The organism is Oribacterium sinus, from assembly GCF_963537195.1.
Classification (GTDB): Bacteria; Bacillota; Clostridia; order Lachnospirales; family Lachnospiraceae; genus Oribacterium; species Oribacterium sinus_A.
Genome location: NZ_CAUTEG010000051.1, coordinates 1 through 16,337, shown reverse-complemented (window position 1 = coordinate 16,337; position 16,337 = coordinate 1). Strand labels below are relative to the sequence as shown.

The 16,337-nt window shown below is 44.0% G+C and carries 17 protein-coding genes and 2 pseudogenes; all 19 read left to right on the top strand.

Going from position 1 to position 16,337, the window contains the following annotated elements; all coding sequences use genetic code 11:
* A pseudogene (locus RYL27_RS11460) lies at positions 1–108 on the top strand (4-hydroxy-3-methylbut-2-enyl diphosphate reductase); the annotation flags it as partial.
* Positions 89–1,192 (top strand): 30S ribosomal protein S1, encoded by a 1,104-nt coding sequence (gene rpsA / locus RYL27_RS07075; protein ID WP_314966185.1) that lies wholly within the window; start codon positions 89–91, stop codon positions 1,190–1,192. The pseudogene RYL27_RS11460 and the gene rpsA, both read left to right, overlap by 20 nt.
* Before the next feature lie 108 nt (positions 1,193–1,300).
* Positions 1,301–1,987 (top strand): hypothetical protein, encoded by a 687-nt coding sequence (locus tag RYL27_RS07070; RefSeq protein WP_314966183.1) that lies wholly within the window; start codon positions 1,301–1,303, stop codon positions 1,985–1,987.
* A 116-nt stretch (positions 1,988–2,103) separates the two neighbouring features.
* On the top strand, positions 2,104–3,438 hold the full coding sequence (gene tig, locus RYL27_RS07065) for a trigger factor (protein ID WP_314966181.1): 1,335 nt from the start codon (positions 2,104–2,106) through the stop codon (positions 3,436–3,438).
* Between the two features lie 128 nt (positions 3,439–3,566).
* On the top strand, positions 3,567–4,193 hold the full coding sequence (clpP, locus tag RYL27_RS07060) for an ATP-dependent Clp endopeptidase proteolytic subunit ClpP (protein ID WP_314966179.1): 627 nt from the start codon (positions 3,567–3,569) through the stop codon (positions 4,191–4,193).
* 22 nt (positions 4,194–4,215) lie between these two features.
* A complete protein-coding gene (gene clpX / locus RYL27_RS07055) occupies positions 4,216–5,532 on the top strand; it encodes an ATP-dependent Clp protease ATP-binding subunit ClpX (RefSeq protein ID WP_314966177.1) in 1,317 nt (438 codons plus the stop codon).
* A gap of 1 nt (position 5,533) precedes the next feature.
* Positions 5,534–6,133, top strand: a complete 600-nt coding sequence (gene yihA, locus RYL27_RS07050) for a ribosome biogenesis GTP-binding protein YihA/YsxC (protein ID WP_304069643.1) — start codon at positions 5,534–5,536, stop codon at positions 6,131–6,133.
* A gap of 235 nt (positions 6,134–6,368) precedes the next feature.
* The gene (infC, locus tag RYL27_RS07045) at positions 6,369–6,890 is read left to right on the top strand and encodes a translation initiation factor IF-3 (protein WP_040648481.1); all 522 of its coding nucleotides are present in this window, start codon (positions 6,369–6,371) and stop codon (positions 6,888–6,890) included.
* 17 nt (positions 6,891–6,907) lie between these two features.
* Positions 6,908–7,111, top strand: a complete 204-nt coding sequence (gene rpmI, locus RYL27_RS07040; protein WP_314966175.1) for a 50S ribosomal protein L35 — start codon at positions 6,908–6,910, stop codon at positions 7,109–7,111.
* A gap of 28 nt (positions 7,112–7,139) precedes the next feature.
* Entirely contained in the window at positions 7,140–7,493 is a 354-nt protein-coding gene (gene rplT, locus RYL27_RS07035; protein ID WP_314966173.1) for a 50S ribosomal protein L20, read from the top strand.
* Between the two features lie 389 nt (positions 7,494–7,882).
* On the top strand, positions 7,883–9,007 hold the full coding sequence (locus RYL27_RS07030) for a sulfurtransferase (RefSeq protein WP_314966171.1): 1,125 nt from the start codon (positions 7,883–7,885) through the stop codon (positions 9,005–9,007).
* Positions 9,007–9,489: a hypothetical protein gene (locus RYL27_RS07025; protein WP_314966169.1), complete on the top strand. Its 483-nt coding sequence runs from the start codon at positions 9,007–9,009 to the stop codon at positions 9,487–9,489. Before RYL27_RS07030 ends, RYL27_RS07025 begins: the two co-directional genes overlap by 1 nt.
* Positions 9,471–10,151, top strand: coding sequence for a TVP38/TMEM64 family protein (locus tag RYL27_RS07020; protein WP_314966167.1), 681 nt, complete (start codon positions 9,471–9,473; stop codon positions 10,149–10,151). The genes RYL27_RS07025 and RYL27_RS07020 overlap by 19 nt, the downstream gene beginning before the upstream one ends.
* 121 nt (positions 10,152–10,272) lie before the next feature.
* Positions 10,273–11,262 (top strand): (Fe-S)-binding protein, encoded by a 990-nt coding sequence (locus RYL27_RS07015; protein ID WP_314966165.1) that lies wholly within the window; start codon positions 10,273–10,275, stop codon positions 11,260–11,262.
* A 14-nt stretch (positions 11,263–11,276) separates the two neighbouring features.
* Positions 11,277–12,977: a TIGR04283 family arsenosugar biosynthesis glycosyltransferase gene (locus RYL27_RS07010; RefSeq protein ID WP_314966163.1), complete on the top strand. Its 1,701-nt coding sequence runs from the start codon at positions 11,277–11,279 to the stop codon at positions 12,975–12,977.
* Complete coding sequence (locus RYL27_RS07005; protein ID WP_314966161.1) at positions 12,940–13,992, top strand: aminoglycoside phosphotransferase family protein; 1,053 nt, start codon at positions 12,940–12,942, stop codon at positions 13,990–13,992. The genes RYL27_RS07010 and RYL27_RS07005 overlap by 38 nt, the downstream gene beginning before the upstream one ends.
* 220 nt (positions 13,993–14,212) lie before the next feature.
* Entirely contained in the window at positions 14,213–14,998 is a 786-nt protein-coding gene (locus RYL27_RS07000; RefSeq protein ID WP_314966160.1) for a rhodanese-like domain-containing protein, read from the top strand.
* Positions 14,998–15,735 carry a TVP38/TMEM64 family protein gene (locus RYL27_RS06995; protein WP_314966158.1) on the top strand — a complete coding sequence of 246 codons (738 nt, stop codon included), beginning with the start codon at positions 14,998–15,000 and terminating at the stop codon, positions 15,733–15,735. Before RYL27_RS07000 ends, RYL27_RS06995 begins: the two co-directional genes overlap by 1 nt.
* Positions 15,736–15,882: 147 nt before the next feature.
* Positions 15,883–16,337: pseudogene (locus tag RYL27_RS06990) on the top strand (ABC transporter substrate-binding protein); the annotation flags it as partial.

Below are 16,337 nucleotides of genomic sequence, written 5' to 3'. Positions count from 1 at the left end.
AAATTCAACTCGGATGAAGCGATTCGCAACGTAGGTATCACAGCAGGGGCAAGCACCCCAAAAGAAATAATAGAGGAGGTTCTAACTTATGTCAGAAATGAGTTTTGAACAAATGCTTGAAGAATCATTAAAGTCAGTTCACGCGGGGGAAATCGTTACAGGAACAGTTATCAGTGTGAAGCCGGATGAGATCGCACTGAACATTGGATATAAGTCCGATGGAATTATGACAAGAAGTGATTACAGTGCAGACAACCAATTAGACTTAACTACAGTTGTATCTGTAGGGGACGAGATTGAGTGTAAGGTTAAGAAGGTAAATGACGGTGAAGGTCAGGTCGTTCTTTCCCACAGAGATGCTCTTCAGTCTAAGGCTTCCGAGGAGTTAAGAAAGGCCTTCGAAGAGAATGCTATTCTTACCGGTAAGGTAGTACAGGTTGTTAAGGGTGGATTGAATGTAGAAGTAGACGGAGCAAGAATCTTCGTTCCCGCTTCTTTAGTATCCGATAGCTTTGAGAGAGATTTGAACAAGTATCAGGGACAGGACATTCAGTTTGTTATTACCGAGTTCAATCCGGCCAAGAGAAGAATTATTGGAGACAGAAAGCAGATTATGTCTGCTATGAAGAGAGAGCAGCATGATAAGCTCTTCTCTGAATTACAGGAAGGCGATATCCGTACAGGTGTTGTTAAGAATCTTACCGACTTCGGTGCATTTATCGACCTTGGCGGTGCAGACGGACTTCTTCACATCTCTGAGATGAGCTGGGGAAGAATCGAGAATCCGAAGAAGCTCTTTAAGCCGGGACAGGAAGTAGAAGTTCTGGTTAAGGAAATCAGCGGAGAGAGAATTGCATTGACCAGAAAGTTCCCGAACGAGAACCCATGGAAGGATGCAGAGAGCAAGTATGCTGTGGGCGAGATCGTTACCGGTAGAGTTGCAAGAATGACTGATTTCGGTGCATTCATCGAGTTAGACAAGGGAATCGATGCTTTATTACATGTTTCTCAGATTTCTAAGGATCATGTGAACAAGCCATCCGATGTTCTTGAGCCGGGACAGGAAATCGAAGCAAGAGTGGTTGATTTAGATGTAGACAACCACAAGATTTCTCTTTCTATCAAGGCGCTTCTTCCTGAAGAGGAAGGGGATGTAGCTGATGTAGATGTAGAGGCAGCATCTGAAGAATAAGACTTTAAAGCCGGGCCATGTGCCCGGTTTTTTTGTTCATTTAGCATGGATTTTAGCCGGTATCAGGCTTGATATTTGAAAATCCCGGCTTTGAGGATGAGGTGTGAAATGGGACAAGAAATCGAGAGAAAATGGAGAGTTAGAACCCTTCCTGAAGAGTATCGCTCATTTCCCTGTAAGGAGATGGAGCAGGCCTATCTATGTGTGAATCCTACCCTGCGTATTCGAAAGGAGCTCTTTTCCGCTCAGGGAATGGAAAGCAGCGTAGAGAAAACTTACGGAGAGGAAAATAGTGTAGAGAAAAAGGATAGGAAGGCCGGGGAAAAGGACTTAGAGGAAAAAGGTATAGCGCAAAGCGGCATAGAGAAAAGCGACATAGCGCAAAGTGGCATAGAACTAAGCGGCATAGCACAAAGCGACATAGCGCAAAGAGACATAGAGCAAGGGGAAGAGTATATCTTCTGTTATAAGGGAAAGGGAAGGCTGTCCAGAGAAGAATACAATCTGCCCTTGACCAAGGAAGCCTATGAGAGCCTTCTTGGAAAAATAGAAGGCCGGGTGATTCGGAAGTCCAGATATGAAATTCCCTGTGGAAAATACACTGTGGAATTGGATGTTTTTCATGGGGAACTGGAAGGGCTTTGCTATGCGGAGGTGGAGTTTTCCTCTTTGGAAGAAGCGAAGAATTTTCAGCCCTTAGACTGGTTTTCCGAGGAGCTTACGGAGGAAAGAGGATATTCCAATGCGGAATTAAGCTTTGCTAAGGATCTTTCCAGTCTTAAATTAAAGGATTAAAGCAGGCTTTTTCTTCTTTTTATTGCAGAAATGTCCGTTCAATGCTATACTTTACCCTCGAAAGCCCAGCAGAGGTGATTTTGAAATGTAGAAAAATAGTTTTGGAGGTATGCGCAATGAGCGTAAAGGTAGAAAATCTAGAAAAGAATATGGCAAAGATTACAGTAACTGTATCCGCAGAGGACTTTGCCAAGGCTGTAGAACAGGCTTATCAGAAGAATAAGACTCGTTATAATATTCCCGGATTCCGTAAGGGAAAAGCAACAAAGAAGATGATTGAGCAGCAGTATGGCCCACAGGTTTTCTACGATGCAGCGATTAACAATATTTTAGATATTCATTATCCGGCAGCAGCGAAGGAGTCCGGTTTAGACATCGTTTCCCGTCCTGAAATCGGCGTTGAGCAGATCGGAGAGGGGAAGGACTTTATTTTCACCGCTACTGTAGCAGTTCGTCCTGAGGTTATTCTTGGGGAGTACTTCGGTGTTACTGCAGAGAAGGCTGATGTATCCGTAAGTGCCAAGGAAGTTACAGAGCGTTTGAATAGAGAACTGGAGAAGAATTCCAGAATGGTAGATGTGGATCGTGCTATTAAGAAGAACGATATTGCCAACATTGACTTCGTAGGCTCCGTAGACGGTAAGGAATTCCCCGGCGGAAGAGGCGAGGACTATCCTTTGACCATCGGTTCCGGAACTTTTATTCCGGGATTTGAGGATCAGCTGATCGGCGCTAAGGCAGGAGAAGAGGTGGATGTTCATGTAACCTTCCCTGAGAATTACGGCGCTAAGGATTTGGCCGGAAAAGAGGCTTTATTCAAGGTAAACGTTAAGGCTGTTAAGGAGAAGCAGGTTCCAAAGGCTGATGACGAGTTTGCCTCCGAGGTTTCCGAGTTTGAGACTCTTAAGGAGTATAAGGAAGACTTAAAGAAGCAGATTAAGGAAGAGAAAGAGAAGAGAGCTACTTCTCAGGTAGAGAATAACGTTATTGCCAAGGTTGTAGAGAACGCTTCCGTAGAGCTTCCTGAGCCAATGGTAGAGATGCAGCTGGAGCAGATGTTCTATGACTATGCAAGACGCATGGAAGCACAGGGCATTCCTATGGACCAGTATATGCAGATTACCGGACTTACAGAAGAGGGCTTAAAGAGCCAGATGAGAGAGTCTGCAGTACAGAATATCAAGACCTCTTTGGTATTGGATGCAATCCAGAAGAAGGAAGGCATCGAAGTTACCGAAGAAGCTATTGAGAAGGAATTGGAGAGAATTGCTGAGCAGTATCGCATGAAGAAGGAAGATCTAGCAAAGACCATCAGCGATTCCCAGAAGCTTTCCATTAAGAGAGAGTTGGATATTCAGGCTACCATTGATAAGCTGGTTAGCGAAGCTAAGCTTGTAAAGCCTGAGAAGAAGAGCAAGAAGGAAGAGAAGGAAGAAGCAGAAGAGAAGTAAGCAGAACACTTTCCTTGGAAAAGGCCGGGATTTTCCCGGTCTTTTTCTATTCTTAAACTATGGGTTTATAGGGGAAAAGAAAGCCATGTGTTATTCTATGAGAGATACCATAATAGAGGAGGTAAGCTATGAAGAATTTTTCATATCCACAAAATATAACAACGATTCCCTATGTTATCCAGTCCACCAGTAGGGGAGAGCGTTCCTATGATATTTTTTCCAGACTTTTAAACGAAAGAATCGTTTTTCTGGGAGATGAGGTTAACAGTGACACAGCATCCTTGGTGATTGCTCAGCTTCTTTTCTTAGAGTCTGAGGATCCGGATAAGGATATTTCCTTATACATCAATTCTCCGGGAGGCTCCGTAACCGCAGGAATGGGAATTTATGACACCATGCAATACATTAAGTGTGATGTTTCCACAATCTGCGTAGGAATGGCAGCTTCCATGGGAGCCTTCCTGCTTGCAGGAGGAGCCAAGGGGAAGAGAATGATTCTTCCTAATGCGGAGGTTATGATTCACCAGCCCTCCGGCGGTGCTCAGGGACAGGCTACAGAGATTCAGATTACGGCAGAATGGATTCTCCGTACCAAGAAGAACTTGGCCAAGATTTTAGCGGAAAATTGTAATCAGCCCTTTGAAAAGGTGCTTGCAGATACGGAAAGAGATTACTGGATGACTGCGGAACAGGCCTTGGAATATGGCTTGGTTGACCACATTTTTCAGAAAAGAACTGATTTAGAAAAGAAATAATTCTAGGAAAGCGGGAAGAAATATGCCTATGAAACCGGATGATAAAGTAAGATGTTCCTTTTGCGGAAAATCAGCAAAGCAGGTTCGGAAAATGATTGCCGGCCTGAACAACACCTATATCTGTGATGAGTGTGTGGATCTTTGCCAGGAGATTTTCGATGAAGAAATGGGCGGGGAAAATGCAGGAGGCGATGTTACCGATATCCATTTACTGAAGCCGAAGGAAATTAAAGACTTTTTAGATGAATATGTAATCGGACAGGATGAAGCCAAGAAAGTGCTTTCCGTGGCTGTATATAATCATTATAAGAGAATCACTTCCAAAGTAAGAGATATTGATGTACAGAAGTCCAACATTTTAATGATTGGACCTACCGGAACCGGAAAGACCTACCTGGCTCAGACCCTGGCCAAGATTTTGGGTGTGCCCTTCGCCATTGCGGATGCCACAGCCTTGACTGAGGCGGGCTATGTGGGAGAGGATGTGGAGAACATCCTTTTGAAGCTGATTCAGGCAGCGGATTATGACATTTCCAAGGCGGAGATTGGTATTATCTATATTGACGAGATTGATAAGATTACCAAGAAGTCGGAAAATGTTTCCATCACCAGAGATGTTTCCGGAGAGGGAGTACAGCAGGCGCTACTGAAGATTTTGGAAGGAACCATTGCTTCCGTTCCCCCTCAGGGAGGAAGAAAGCATCCTCAGCAGGAGTTGATTCAGATTGATACCACCAACATTCTCTTTATCTGCGGCGGAGCCTTTGACGGCCTGGAGCACATTATTGAGAAGAGAATTGCCTCCGGCTCTATCGGATTCGGTGCGGAAATCGTGGAGAAGAACAAGGATAACTATGATGATGTTCTGAAGCAGGTACAGCCTGAGGACTTAACCAAGTTCGGTCTTATTCCCGAGTTTATCGGTAGAGTACCGGTAGATGTGGAATTAAGCAGCCACGATGTGGACAGCTTAAAGCGTATTCTGACCACTCCGAAGAATGCTTTGGTAAAGCAATACCAGAAGCTCTTCGAGATGGACGGCGTAGGTCTTTCCTTCACGGATGATGCGGTAACCGCCATTGCGGAGAAGGCGGTACAGAGAAAGACCGGTGCCAGAGGACTTCGTTCCATTATGGAAGGAATGATGACTGAAATCATGTATGAGATTCCTTCCGACGAAGACATTGCCGAAGTGGAAATCACCAAGGAAGTGGTGGAGAATCAGGCAGAGCCCAAGGTGGAAAGAAATCCTGAAAAGAGACAGGAGCGCTGGCTGGAGTTTCAGCAGAATAAAGAAGACAATGTAAAAGAGAGAAAAAGGGTTAAGAAAAGAGGATAATATGGTCATTCGTTCTGTGGACCTTCCCTATGTATGCGGTGTAAAGTCTACTTTGCCAAAGACGGGAAAGCCGGAATTTGTTTTAGCAGGCCGTTCCAATGTAGGAAAGTCCTCCTTTATCAATACCTTATTGCAAAGAAAGTCCTTTGCCAGAACCTCCTCCACCCCGGGAAAGACCAGAACCATTAATTTCTATTCCGTAAATGACAGTTTTTACCTGGTGGATCTTCCCGGCTACGGCTATGCGGCTACCGGACCTGTGGAGCAGGAAAAATGGGATCGCATGATTCGGCGCTATCTGGAGCAGGGAGAGGATATCGAAGAAGTAGTGTTGCTTCTGGACTGTAGAAGAATTCCCAGCGAGAAGGATTTACAGATGTTCCAATGGATCTGCTCTGCTACAGGATATGAACCCATTGTGATTATCACAAAGATGGATAAGCTAAAGCGTTCCCAGCAACAGCAGGCGGTAAAGGATATTCGAAAAGCCTTGTCCGCAAGCCCTGAATGCGTCATGATTCCCTTCTCCGCCACCTCAAAGGCAGGAAGAGAAGAATGTTTGGATCTAATTGAGAAGATTTTATTGACAAAGGAAGATTAGAGTGTTAAGATTCTTTAGTCTTATGACAGGAAAGTAGGTATCCACCTCACCTTGGCAGATTACTGACCCGGGTTAATATTGATTATTACCTTTGTGTATTTTCAATGGTGGATTGGCTTACAATCCACCATATTTTTTATTCTTAACAAGTATCCCTTTGCGAAGAGTCCGATATTTTGTTTTAACAAGTATCCTTCGTAAAGAGTGATAAGTCGATGTGTGCAGAGAGGAGCTTATGGCCATTAAAAAAAATGCGGAACTGGAAATTAACGAGCAGATTCGGGACAAAGAAGTAAGAGTCATCGGAGCAGAAGGGGAGCAGCTGGGGGTTATGTCCATTCAGGATGCTCAACAGAAGGCAAGAGAAGCGGAGTTGGATCTGATTAAGATTGCAGCTACTGCCCAGCCACCTGTAGTTCGTATTGCGGATTACGGAAAATATCGTTATGAACTGTTGCGTAAAGAAAAGGAAGCCAGAAAGAACCAGCACACAACAGAGCTGAAAGAAATTCGTATGACACCAAACATTGATACCAATGATTTGAATACGAAGCTTTCCGCAGCGAGAAAGTTCTTGGAGAAGGGAAACAAGGTAAAGATTGCCTTGCGTTTCAGAGGAAGAGAAATGTCTCGTATGAATCAATCCAAGTATATCTTGGATGAGTTCGGAGAGAAGCTTTCCGACATTGCCGTACTGGATAAGGCGGCAAAGGTTGAAGGAAGAAATATGGCAGTGGTTTTAAGCCCGAAAAAGTAAATTCACAGGAGGCAAATATGGCAAAGTTAAAGCTAAAAACGAAGAAAGCAGCAGCAAAGCGTTTCAAGCTCACCGGTACAGGAAAGTTAGTTAGAAACAAGGCAAACAAATCTCACATCCTTACCAAGAAGACCACAAAGAGAAAGAGAACTCTGAGAAAAGACACTGTGGTTGACCACACTAACGAGAAGGTAATGAAGAAGATTCTTCCTTATCTGTAATAGGCTAAGGGATTGATAGGAGGATAAGATGAGAATTAAAGGCGGAGTGAACGCAAAGAAGAAACACAATAGAATTTTAAAGTTAGCTAAGGGATACAGAGGCGCTAGATCCAAGCAGTATAGAATAGCTAAGCAGAGCGTTATGCGTGCTCTTACAGAGTCCTACAAGGGCCGTAAGGAGAGAAAGAGACAGTTCAGACAGCTCTGGATTGCCAGAATCAATGCAGCTGCAAGATTAAACGGTCTTTCTTACTCCAAGTTGATGTTCGGATTAAAGTCCGCAGGCATCGACATGAACAGAAAGATGTTATCCGAAGTAGCTATTGCAGATCCTGATGGATTCAAGGCACTTTGCGATGCAGCGAAGGCTAAGTTAGCTTAAGAAAAAAATATCGGCTTAACGATATAAAAATAGATACCGTTTCGAGCTTGGGGGAAAAGACCAAGAGCGGAGCGGTATTTTTTATTTTTATAGATATCCATAATCTTATCTGCCGGATGTTAAGAACAATGCATCTTGTAGGCTATAGGACAAAACTGACTTATAGCTTGAGGCATATAGGACAAAAGATGTTGAAAAAGTGTTGAAAAAAGACGCTTTACAATTGTGTAAAGGCTGTTTTGCGATCCTGCACACGCCAATAAAATATTGCGATATACTATAAATTGCATTTATTTATAAGATATTAAAATGTCGCATTCCTTGTACTTCTTTACAGAAATGTTATACTGCAATAGTTGTAATCATATTGACTTGAAGGAGTAGAATAAATGAAAAAAAATCTTATGAAATTTGTACTTTGCGGTTCCATGTTGTCCGTATTGGCCGCTTGCGGGAACAAAGCGGCGGACACTAAGGCAAGCACAGCACAGGAGAGTGTAAAGGAAAGCGAGAAGCAGAGCGAGAAAGCTACTGAGGCTGCTTCCGAGAAGGCGGAGGAGAAAAAGGAAGAGGCTAAGGATTTAGCGGATGTAAAGACCGAAACCGTTTATGTTGGTCCTGAGTATGTGAAGGAACTTATGGCTTCCGGAGAGGATGTAGTAGTTCTGGAAGCTGCATGGGGAAAGGTTGAGCAGGATGAAGCCTATAATAAGGCCCATATTCCCGGAGCTTTCCATGTCAATACAGATGATATTGAAGAAGAGGAGACCTGGAATTTCCGTACTCCGGAGGAAATCGGAAAGCTCTTAAAGTCCTATGGCATCACCAAGGATACCAAGGTGGTAACTTATGGAAACAGCCCTGAAAACGCAGCGGATGATCGTTTGGCAACGGTCCTTCTTTGGGCAGGTGTAGAGGATGTAAAGAACTTAAGCGGCGGAATCGATGCCTGGACCAAGGCGGGATATGAGACAGAAACTAAGGTAAACCAGCCTGTAGCTACCGATAAGGACTTCGGGGTAACGATTCCCGCTCATCCGGAGTATATTTTAAGCATTGATGAAGTAAAGGAAAAGCAGAAGGATGATCCCAAGTTTAAGCTGGTAAGTATCCGTTCCAAGGATGAGTTCTTAGGAAAGACCTCCGGCTATTCCTATATTGACCGTGCAGGAGAGCCCTTAGGTGCAGTTTGGGGACACGATACGGATGACGGTTCCTACAACAATCCGGACGGCAGCATTGTTTCCTTGGAGAAGCTGGAGTCCTATTTAGGAGAAAGCGGTGTTTCTTTAGAGAAAAATGATGTAGCCTTCTACTGCGGTACCGGTTGGAGAGCATCTGTTCCCTTCCTGATTGCCCATGAAAATGGTTATAAGAATGCTTACCTCTATGACGGCGGTTGGTATGTATGGCAGATGGACGGCGAGAACAAGGTTCAGCTGGGCGAGCCGGGAAGCAGCGACTATAAGGAAGTTTTGGTAAAAGACTTAAGCACAGATAAGGCAAAGAAATAATGAAAAAAATATTGCTTCAGGGAATTACGGTTTTATCCGGCCTCATCAGTATCTTATCCCTTGTGGGACTGTATGTTATCCATTACTTTACAGAGCATAAGATGGGCATGGCAAGGCACATGGTATATTTACGAAGCAAATGGAGGGGACCTCAAATCGGTCCCCTTTTCTTGCACCAATGGAAAGTGCTGTTGGGGATGATGGTGCTTAGCCTTTTATTCCTCATATTTACAAAGAAAACATTTGGCGGAAAGGGAAAAATGGAAGGCTTTCCCAAGCTTTCCCCTAAGCTTCTTCACAAGCTCTTATTGCTCTATGGCCTTGGCTCCTTCCTTTTTTCCTATGCCTATTTCTTTATTGCCATGACTATGAAAATGCGGGAATATGAGCTAAGTATATTGCTTCTACTTTTACAAAATGCTATGGTGGTTTTATGCTATGGAGCATATTTATGGAGGAGCGTATGGCTAAGAAAAAATTAGCGGCCTTTTTAATTTTTCTAATCCTCCTTTTTGTCCTTCTTTGGAAGGTGCCGGTAAAGGATATTTTTCAGGGAGAGCTACTTCGGTATTTACAAAGCCTGGTGGAGGAGAACTTCCTCCTTGCGGCCTTAATTTATGTTTTGCTCTGTGCCTTGGCGGGAGCCTTTTTGGCCCTCCCCGGTATCAGCTATGCCCTTCTGGCAGGTATGGTTTTCCATGCCTTCTGGGGAACGGTGCTTTGCACATTGGCTGCCAGTATTTCCGCAGGAATCTCCTTTCTTATGGGAAGGTATTTCTTGCAGGACAGCATTAAGCCGAAGCTCATGCAAAATCCCTATATTGCCAAGTATTTCATGGGAAAGGAAAAGAAGAATCTTCTCCTACTTTTATTTATCACAAGAACCATTCCGGTCTTTCCCTTTAATTTGCAAAACTATGCCTACGGGATTACAGACATTTCCTTTTCCCTCTACTTTGTGTGCAGCTTCCTTTTTATGATTCCGGGAACAGCTATGTATACCATTGCCTTCGCAGGACTACAGGAGAAGAAAAATCCCTGGATCTATTTTTTGACTGCAGGAGTATTGTTCTGTCTTTTGATGGGAATGCTGTATTATTTCAAGAAAAGAGAAAAAGCAATGGAGAAGCAAGAGAAAACTTAGGAAATTCAGGACTTTCCCAAGCATTCTCGGAAGCTTTGACAATGATTGAGAATACTGTTTAAGAATAAATGAGAAACTAAGGTTGAGAATAATGTAAGTAGAGTAAAGCTCAGGGGAGTATATGGCAGAAAAGAAAAAACGAGAAATTCATAAGCGGGTGGAGGAGTGTATTCACTGCAATGCCTGTAAAAGAAAATGTAAGTTTTTAACAAAGTATGATATTTGTATCGGAGATACGGAGAAGCTAAAGGAACTGGCTTACCATTGTTATCTTTGCGGAGAATGTACCAGAGTTTGTCCCAAGGGCATTGACGGAAGGGAAATTATTCTGGACTTCCGTAAGGAGCAGGTGAAGGAAGGAAAATACGGCTTAAAGCAAAGGGGCTACAGCGGGATTTTGCTGGAGAAGAAAAATTATCTCTTTAAGAATCATAGGAAAGCAAAGGGCGCTAAGACCGTGTTTTTTCCGGGCTGTAATTTTCCTGCCTATTATCCCAAGACCTTGGAGAAGCTTCTTTCCATCTTTGCAAATGTAGGGATTCCTCCCTTCTATGATTGTTGCGGAAAGCCGGTGCTGGAGCTGGGATTGGAAGCGGAGGCCAATGCCATTTTTCGGCGACTGAATCAACGCTTTCAGGAATTCGGTATTAAGGAGATTGTGCTGGCCTGCCCAAACTGCTACTATCATTTTGGAGATCAACTGAATGTAAAAATTACTACAGTTTATGAAAAGTTGAAGGAAATGGGCGTAGGTAAGAAGGTAGAGGGCGAGTATAGTTGCTTCTACCCCTGTCCGGATCGGGAGGATAAAGTTTGGATGGAGGGGCTGTCTCACTTTATCTCCGGAGAGATTTCTGAAAAGAAGAATCTGCAATGCTGCGGTATGGGAGGCTGTGCCTTTGTGCAGGAGGCGGAGCTTTCCAAGGAAATGGCGAAGAGCACTCAGGGAGGGGAGAAGCCTTTAATCAGCTATTGCTCCACCTGTATCGGACAGTTTACTAAGGAAGGAAATCAGGAGGCGGAGCATTTCCTGCCCTTGATTTTGGAGACAGGAGAAAAGGCGGACTACAGTCATTCCTTCTGGAATCGTTTTAAGCATAAGTTTTACTAATGAGGGGAGGGGAAATGAAAACTGCCCATGGTCTGTTTCATCGTAAAAAGTGCTGTAAGCTTGCTAGATCAAGTGAAAAGCCAAAACAAAGTGAAAAGCTAAAACAAAGTGAAAAGCCAAAACAAAGTGAAAAACTAAAACAAAGTGAAAAGGCAAGAGAAAGCAAAATCGAAAGACAAAAGGACAAAGATCAACAAAATCTGCTACTCTTTACCAGACTCCCTATCTTAGGGAAGACCAAAACCAGGCTTGTTCCCCATATCGGAGAAGAAGGAGCTCTGCAAATCCATTGGGCGATTCTAAAGGACTTTTCCGCAGTCTGGAAGAAGCTGGAAAGAAAGGAGAGGCGTGTTTCTCTTTTGGTATTTTATGATCTGCCCAAGGGCGTTGCCAAGGAGCAGTGGGAAACAGCCTTAAATTGCCTAAAAACCCTATTTCCCCAGGCAAGCTTTCAAAGACAGGAGGGAAAGGATATTTTCGAAAAGATGGAGAATGCCTTTCGCTACAGCTTTTCTATGGGAAGTTCCTTTTCCTACCTGGTGGGGGCGGATATCCCCTTTATGGAAGCGGAACATTTTCAACGCGTTTTTGCTTTAGGAAGGAAGGGAAGGCAGGTCTTAGGAGGAAGCCTTGATGAAGGCTATTACGGTATTGGCTTACAAAGAAGAATAGAGCCGGAGCTGCTCCATGCCTGTTTTTCTTATCAGGCGGTACAGGAGAATAGAAAAATACCCGGAGTAAAATCCCTTCAGACTAGTCGCCTGCATTTTTGTAAGCAACTTAATCCTTTTAAAGCATACAAAGAGCTATCCTCTGCTTCATCCGGGATGATCCTAAAAAATCTATCGAACAAAGCGAATCAGCTTGTTCGGAAAGAAAGCCCCTTTTCCTATACCCGGAAAATCTTAGAAAAGTCTCGGATGCCCTTAAGCCTTTTGGAAAAGAAGAGGGATGTGGATGAGGGAGAAGACCTGAATGCATATAGACGCATGCTTCCCTATGATAAGGGGCTTCGGAAATCCTCCTTCGGCGAGGCCTTGGTGGAAAATGCGAAAATCTCCGTCATTATCCCCTGCTACAAGGAAGGAAAGCTGGTGAGAAGAATGGAAAAACAGCTTCGACCCTATAAAAAGGAGTTGGAAATCCTCTTTGTAGACGGAGGGGAAAATCATTTTTCCGGAGAATATAGAGTGATTTCCAGTAGGAAGGGAAGAGCTTTACAGATGAATCTTGGGGCGGAAGAGAGCTCCGGAGATATTCTTTTCTTCCTGCACTGTGATTCTGTCCTGCCCAAGGGCTTCGTGAGAGAAATCCAGGAGGGAATAAAGCATTCTTTGGCAGGTTGTCTTGGGATTCGTTTTAAAAGTTCCTCCCCCCTAATGCACATTTGCAGCTTTATCAGTAACCATAGGGTACTGGATAGAAGGGTAATGTTTGGGGATCAGGGCATCTTTGTGGACAGAGATTGTTTTTTCGCCATAGGAAAATTCCCGCTTCTTCCTTTAATGGAGGACTATCAGTTTTCCCTGAATCTAAAGAAGCGGGGAATTGTTCCTTATTTGGCCAAGAAGCGAATCATTACCAGTGACAGACGCTTTCAGGGAAATTTTATCCAAAAGCTATCTTTAATGTGGAAAATGAACCGGCTTCGGGCCAGGTATCGTAAAGGAGAAGATATTGAACAGTTGGCAAAGGAATATAGAGACATTCGCTAAGGAACCGGCGCTTTTACAACGCATAGCAGAGCCCGGCTATCGGGAGGCTTTGGCCTTGGGGGCGGAAGTACGGGAGGAATATCATTTTCTGGCAAGGGGAGAGTATAACGAAAACTTTGTATTTACCCACCCGGATACCGGAAAAAAATATGTGCTTCGGGTGAACCATGGCTCTCAAATGCAGCTGGAAAAGCAGATTTCCTATGAAGCCCATGCCCTAAAGCTTTTGGAAGCCAGTGGCAGAACGCCTAAGCTATATTACTGCTCGGAAAGATTGGGGGAGCCGGGAATTCTTGTGATGGAATTTTTGGAGGGAATATCCCTTGACTATGCTAGGGACTTAAAGCTAGGGGCGGAAATTTTGGCGGATATCCACGGTCTTCCTTACAATAGGGAAGCGGATACAGGGGAAGATAAGCTGTATTATGCCAAGGATCCTTTACTGGAAATGCTTTCCGAATCTGCAAGACTGCAAAGGCTTTATGAGTTAAGCCCTTTTATGGAGGACTCTGTCTATTCCCGCCTTCATGCCCTTTGGAAGAAGGGGGTGCAGGAAAAGGAGCGGGGAGAAAAGCTCTTAAGGCAGGAGGAGTTTTGCATCATCAATACGGAACTAAACTCCGGAAACTTCCTGATTAACGGGGAAGGAAAGAAGAATTACCTGGTGGACTGGGAAAAGCCTCTCTACGGACACTTTGCCCAGGATTTAGGACATTTTCTTACCCCTACCACCACTTTTTGGAAGACGGACTACATCCTTTCGGAAGGGGAAATCAAGGGCTTTTTAGCACATTATCAAAAATGCAGAGGCATAGACTTTCCGGCTTTACAGGAGCAAACGGCTCTCTTTATCTTGTATAACTGCATACGGGGGCTTTCCTGGTGCGCCATGGCCTATACGGAATACAAGAAGGGAAGAGATTTGCAAAATGAAGATACCTTCCGGAAAATCAAGGCGTATTTGCAAGACCCCTTCCTGACAGAGGTGGAAGACTGTTGTAAGAGCTTGTTTTAGCCGGCAAAAATTATACTATAGGGTTATAAAATAATTGAGATTTTGCTATCAGAAATCACAATATAAAAATTTACATAAGTATGATAGAATGGCTAAGGAAATCTGAGGGCGTTTTTTCAAATATATAGCGACACATACATTTATTTTTTGTGTAATAATGTAAAACGAGAAGACTAACTCATGGAAAAACAGATTTAACGCATATTTAGGAGGCAAAGCTATGAAAAAGAACTTATTAGGATTAGGCGTTATGTTATTTGCACTTTCTCTCTCCGCTTGCGGACAGGGAAGCAAGCCTGCAGCGACTACTATAGCAGGAACTGAGGCTGCAGGAGAAAGCAAGGCTGCCGGGGAAACAACAGCTGCTGCGGCAGAGAAGGCTGAAATTAAGGAGATGAAGGGGGATGCTTTGGCAAATATCGTAGCGGACAAGGAGCAGAAGGAAAAATACCTTGTTATCGATGTTCGTAGCGCTGAAGACTATGCAAAGGGACATATCAAATTTGCCCTCAACATGCCTCTGGATACCTTTAAGGATGAAGTAGCTAAGATTGAGGATTGGAAGGATAAGGATGTAGTTCTGTACTGCAATTCCGGAAAGATGTCCGGAGAGGCTGCAGAAATTCTGGTGAATAACGGCTTTACCAAGGTTTATAATGCAGAGGGCGTAAAGAATCATTCCTATGAATTAACCACCTATGGAAATATCAGAGGGGCTGAGCTGATGGAGAAGGCAAAGGATGCTTTGGTGGTGGATGCAAGAGAAGCTAAGGATTTCGAAAAGGAGCATTTTGCAACCGCTGTCAATGTCAATTCTGAAGATACCAAGACCATTGATGCTATCCTTCCGGATGATAAGAATACTTTAATCCTTACCCATTGCTATTCCGGAAACCGTTCCGCAAAGGCTGCGGAGTATATCGCAAGCAAGGGCTATACCAATGTTTGGAACTGCTTGGACGGAACCAAGGAAATCACCTATGATTTTTCTAAGGGAGACAAGTAATGGAGAAAAAATCCTTTCTGAAAGAAAGAATTTTCATTATCGCCCTGGCTGTAGCTCTTATTGGAGCATATTTTGCCTATAGTCCCTTTCGAAGCTTTATGCAGGAAGTCTTCCGTGTTTTTGCCACGGGAGACTTTCAAAAGCTAAAGGAATTTGTGGCCTCCTACGGAGCCTATGCGGCGGTAATTTCCTTCCTTTTGATGGTATTACAGTCCATCATTGCGCCCTTGCCTGCCTTTTTAATTACCTTTGCAAATGCTGCCCTTTTCGGCTTTTGGAAGGGAGCCTTGCTTTCCTGGTCCAGTGCTATGGCGGGAGCTGCCTTAAGCTTCTTTATCGCCAGAGCCTTCGGAAGAGAGTTTGTGGAGAAGCTTAGTTCCAAGGGGGCTTTGAACCAGATAGATGCCTTTTTTAAACGGCATGGCAAGCAAAGTATCCTGATTGCAAGACTGCTGCCCTTTGTCTCCTTTGACATCGTAAGCTATGCGGCAGGTCTTAGCGGAATGTCCTTCTGGGGCTTTTTTATTGCTACAGGCGTAGGGCAGACTCCGGCCACCCTGGTCTATTCCTATGTGGGAGGCTTTTTAACCGGAGGAGCCAAATGGCTGGTGACAGGACTTTTGATTTTGTTTGCCCTTGGCTTTATGATTGCCCTTGGAAAACAGCTTTATGAAGAGCGGTCTAAGAAGAAAGATCAGGGCGATGGAGAGACTGCAAAAGCAGAGGAAACGCCATAAAGAACAGAACATAAAGAACAGTCAATACAGAACACTCCTGTGTACTACGACAGGAGTAGATGATGGATGAGAATAGCAGTATAGAAAAATGGAAAAAGCATTTTGCCATAAAGCCATTGGAATAGTAAGGAGAAAAAGGAGAAAGCTATGAAAAAAAGATTTTTAGCACTGGCGCTGTCTATGAGTATGGCGCTTTTGGCCTGTGGCGGTCAGAAGGCAAACACTGAGACAAGCGGGGCAGGAGCAAATGCAGCAGGAACAAATGCAGAAAGCTCTGTAGCGGAAGAATCCAAGGCTACAGAGGAAGCAAAGGCGGAAGGCTCTGCGGACTTTGATGCACTGGTAGCGGAAGCCAAGGGACAGACCGTAAACTTCTACGGCTGGGGCGGAGATGACCGTTTAAACCAATGGTTAGACGGCTACTACGCAGAGTATCTAAAGAAAAATTATGACATTACCCTGAATCGTGTTCCCATGGGAATCGAAGACATTTTAGCCCAGCTTTCCGCAGAGAAGGAAGCGGGAGCCAAAGAGTCCGATATCGATATGATTTGGATTAACGGAGAGAATTTTAAAACCGCAAAGGAAAGTGATTTCCTTTA

Excerpts from the sequence above, each read along its gene's own strand:
- rpmI (WP_314966175.1), top strand. The coding sequence starts at position 6,908 with ATGGCAAAGTTAAAGCTAAAAACGAAGAAAGCAGCAGCAAAGCGTTTC.
- rpsA (WP_314966185.1), top strand. The coding sequence starts at position 89 with ATGTCAGAAATGAGTTTTGAACAAATGCTTGAAGAATCATTAAAGTCA.
- infC (WP_040648481.1), top strand. The coding sequence starts at position 6,369 with ATGGCCATTAAAAAAAATGCGGAACTGGAAATTAACGAGCAGATTCGG.
- rplT (WP_314966173.1), top strand. The coding sequence starts at position 7,140 with ATGAGAATTAAAGGCGGAGTGAACGCAAAGAAGAAACACAATAGAATT.
- RYL27_RS07030 (WP_314966171.1), top strand. The coding sequence starts at position 7,883 with ATGAAAAAAAATCTTATGAAATTTGTACTTTGCGGTTCCATGTTGTCC.
- RYL27_RS06995 (WP_314966158.1), top strand. The coding sequence starts at position 14,998 with ATGGAGAAAAAATCCTTTCTGAAAGAAAGAATTTTCATTATCGCCCTG.
- RYL27_RS07070 (WP_314966183.1), top strand. The coding sequence starts at position 1,301 with ATGGGACAAGAAATCGAGAGAAAATGGAGAGTTAGAACCCTTCCTGAA.
- RYL27_RS07020 (WP_314966167.1), top strand. The coding sequence starts at position 9,471 with ATGGCTAAGAAAAAATTAGCGGCCTTTTTAATTTTTCTAATCCTCCTT.
- clpP (WP_314966179.1), top strand. The coding sequence starts at position 3,567 with ATGAAGAATTTTTCATATCCACAAAATATAACAACGATTCCCTATGTT.
- RYL27_RS07015 (WP_314966165.1), top strand. The coding sequence starts at position 10,273 with ATGGCAGAAAAGAAAAAACGAGAAATTCATAAGCGGGTGGAGGAGTGT.
- tig (WP_314966181.1), top strand. The coding sequence starts at position 2,104 with ATGAGCGTAAAGGTAGAAAATCTAGAAAAGAATATGGCAAAGATTACA.
- RYL27_RS07000 (WP_314966160.1), top strand. The coding sequence starts at position 14,213 with ATGAAAAAGAACTTATTAGGATTAGGCGTTATGTTATTTGCACTTTCT.
- clpX (WP_314966177.1), top strand. The coding sequence starts at position 4,216 with ATGCCTATGAAACCGGATGATAAAGTAAGATGTTCCTTTTGCGGAAAA.
- RYL27_RS07010 (WP_314966163.1), top strand. The coding sequence starts at position 11,277 with ATGAAAACTGCCCATGGTCTGTTTCATCGTAAAAAGTGCTGTAAGCTT.
- yihA (WP_304069643.1), top strand. The coding sequence starts at position 5,534 with ATGGTCATTCGTTCTGTGGACCTTCCCTATGTATGCGGTGTAAAGTCT.
- RYL27_RS07025 (WP_314966169.1), top strand. The coding sequence starts at position 9,007 with ATGAAAAAAATATTGCTTCAGGGAATTACGGTTTTATCCGGCCTCATC.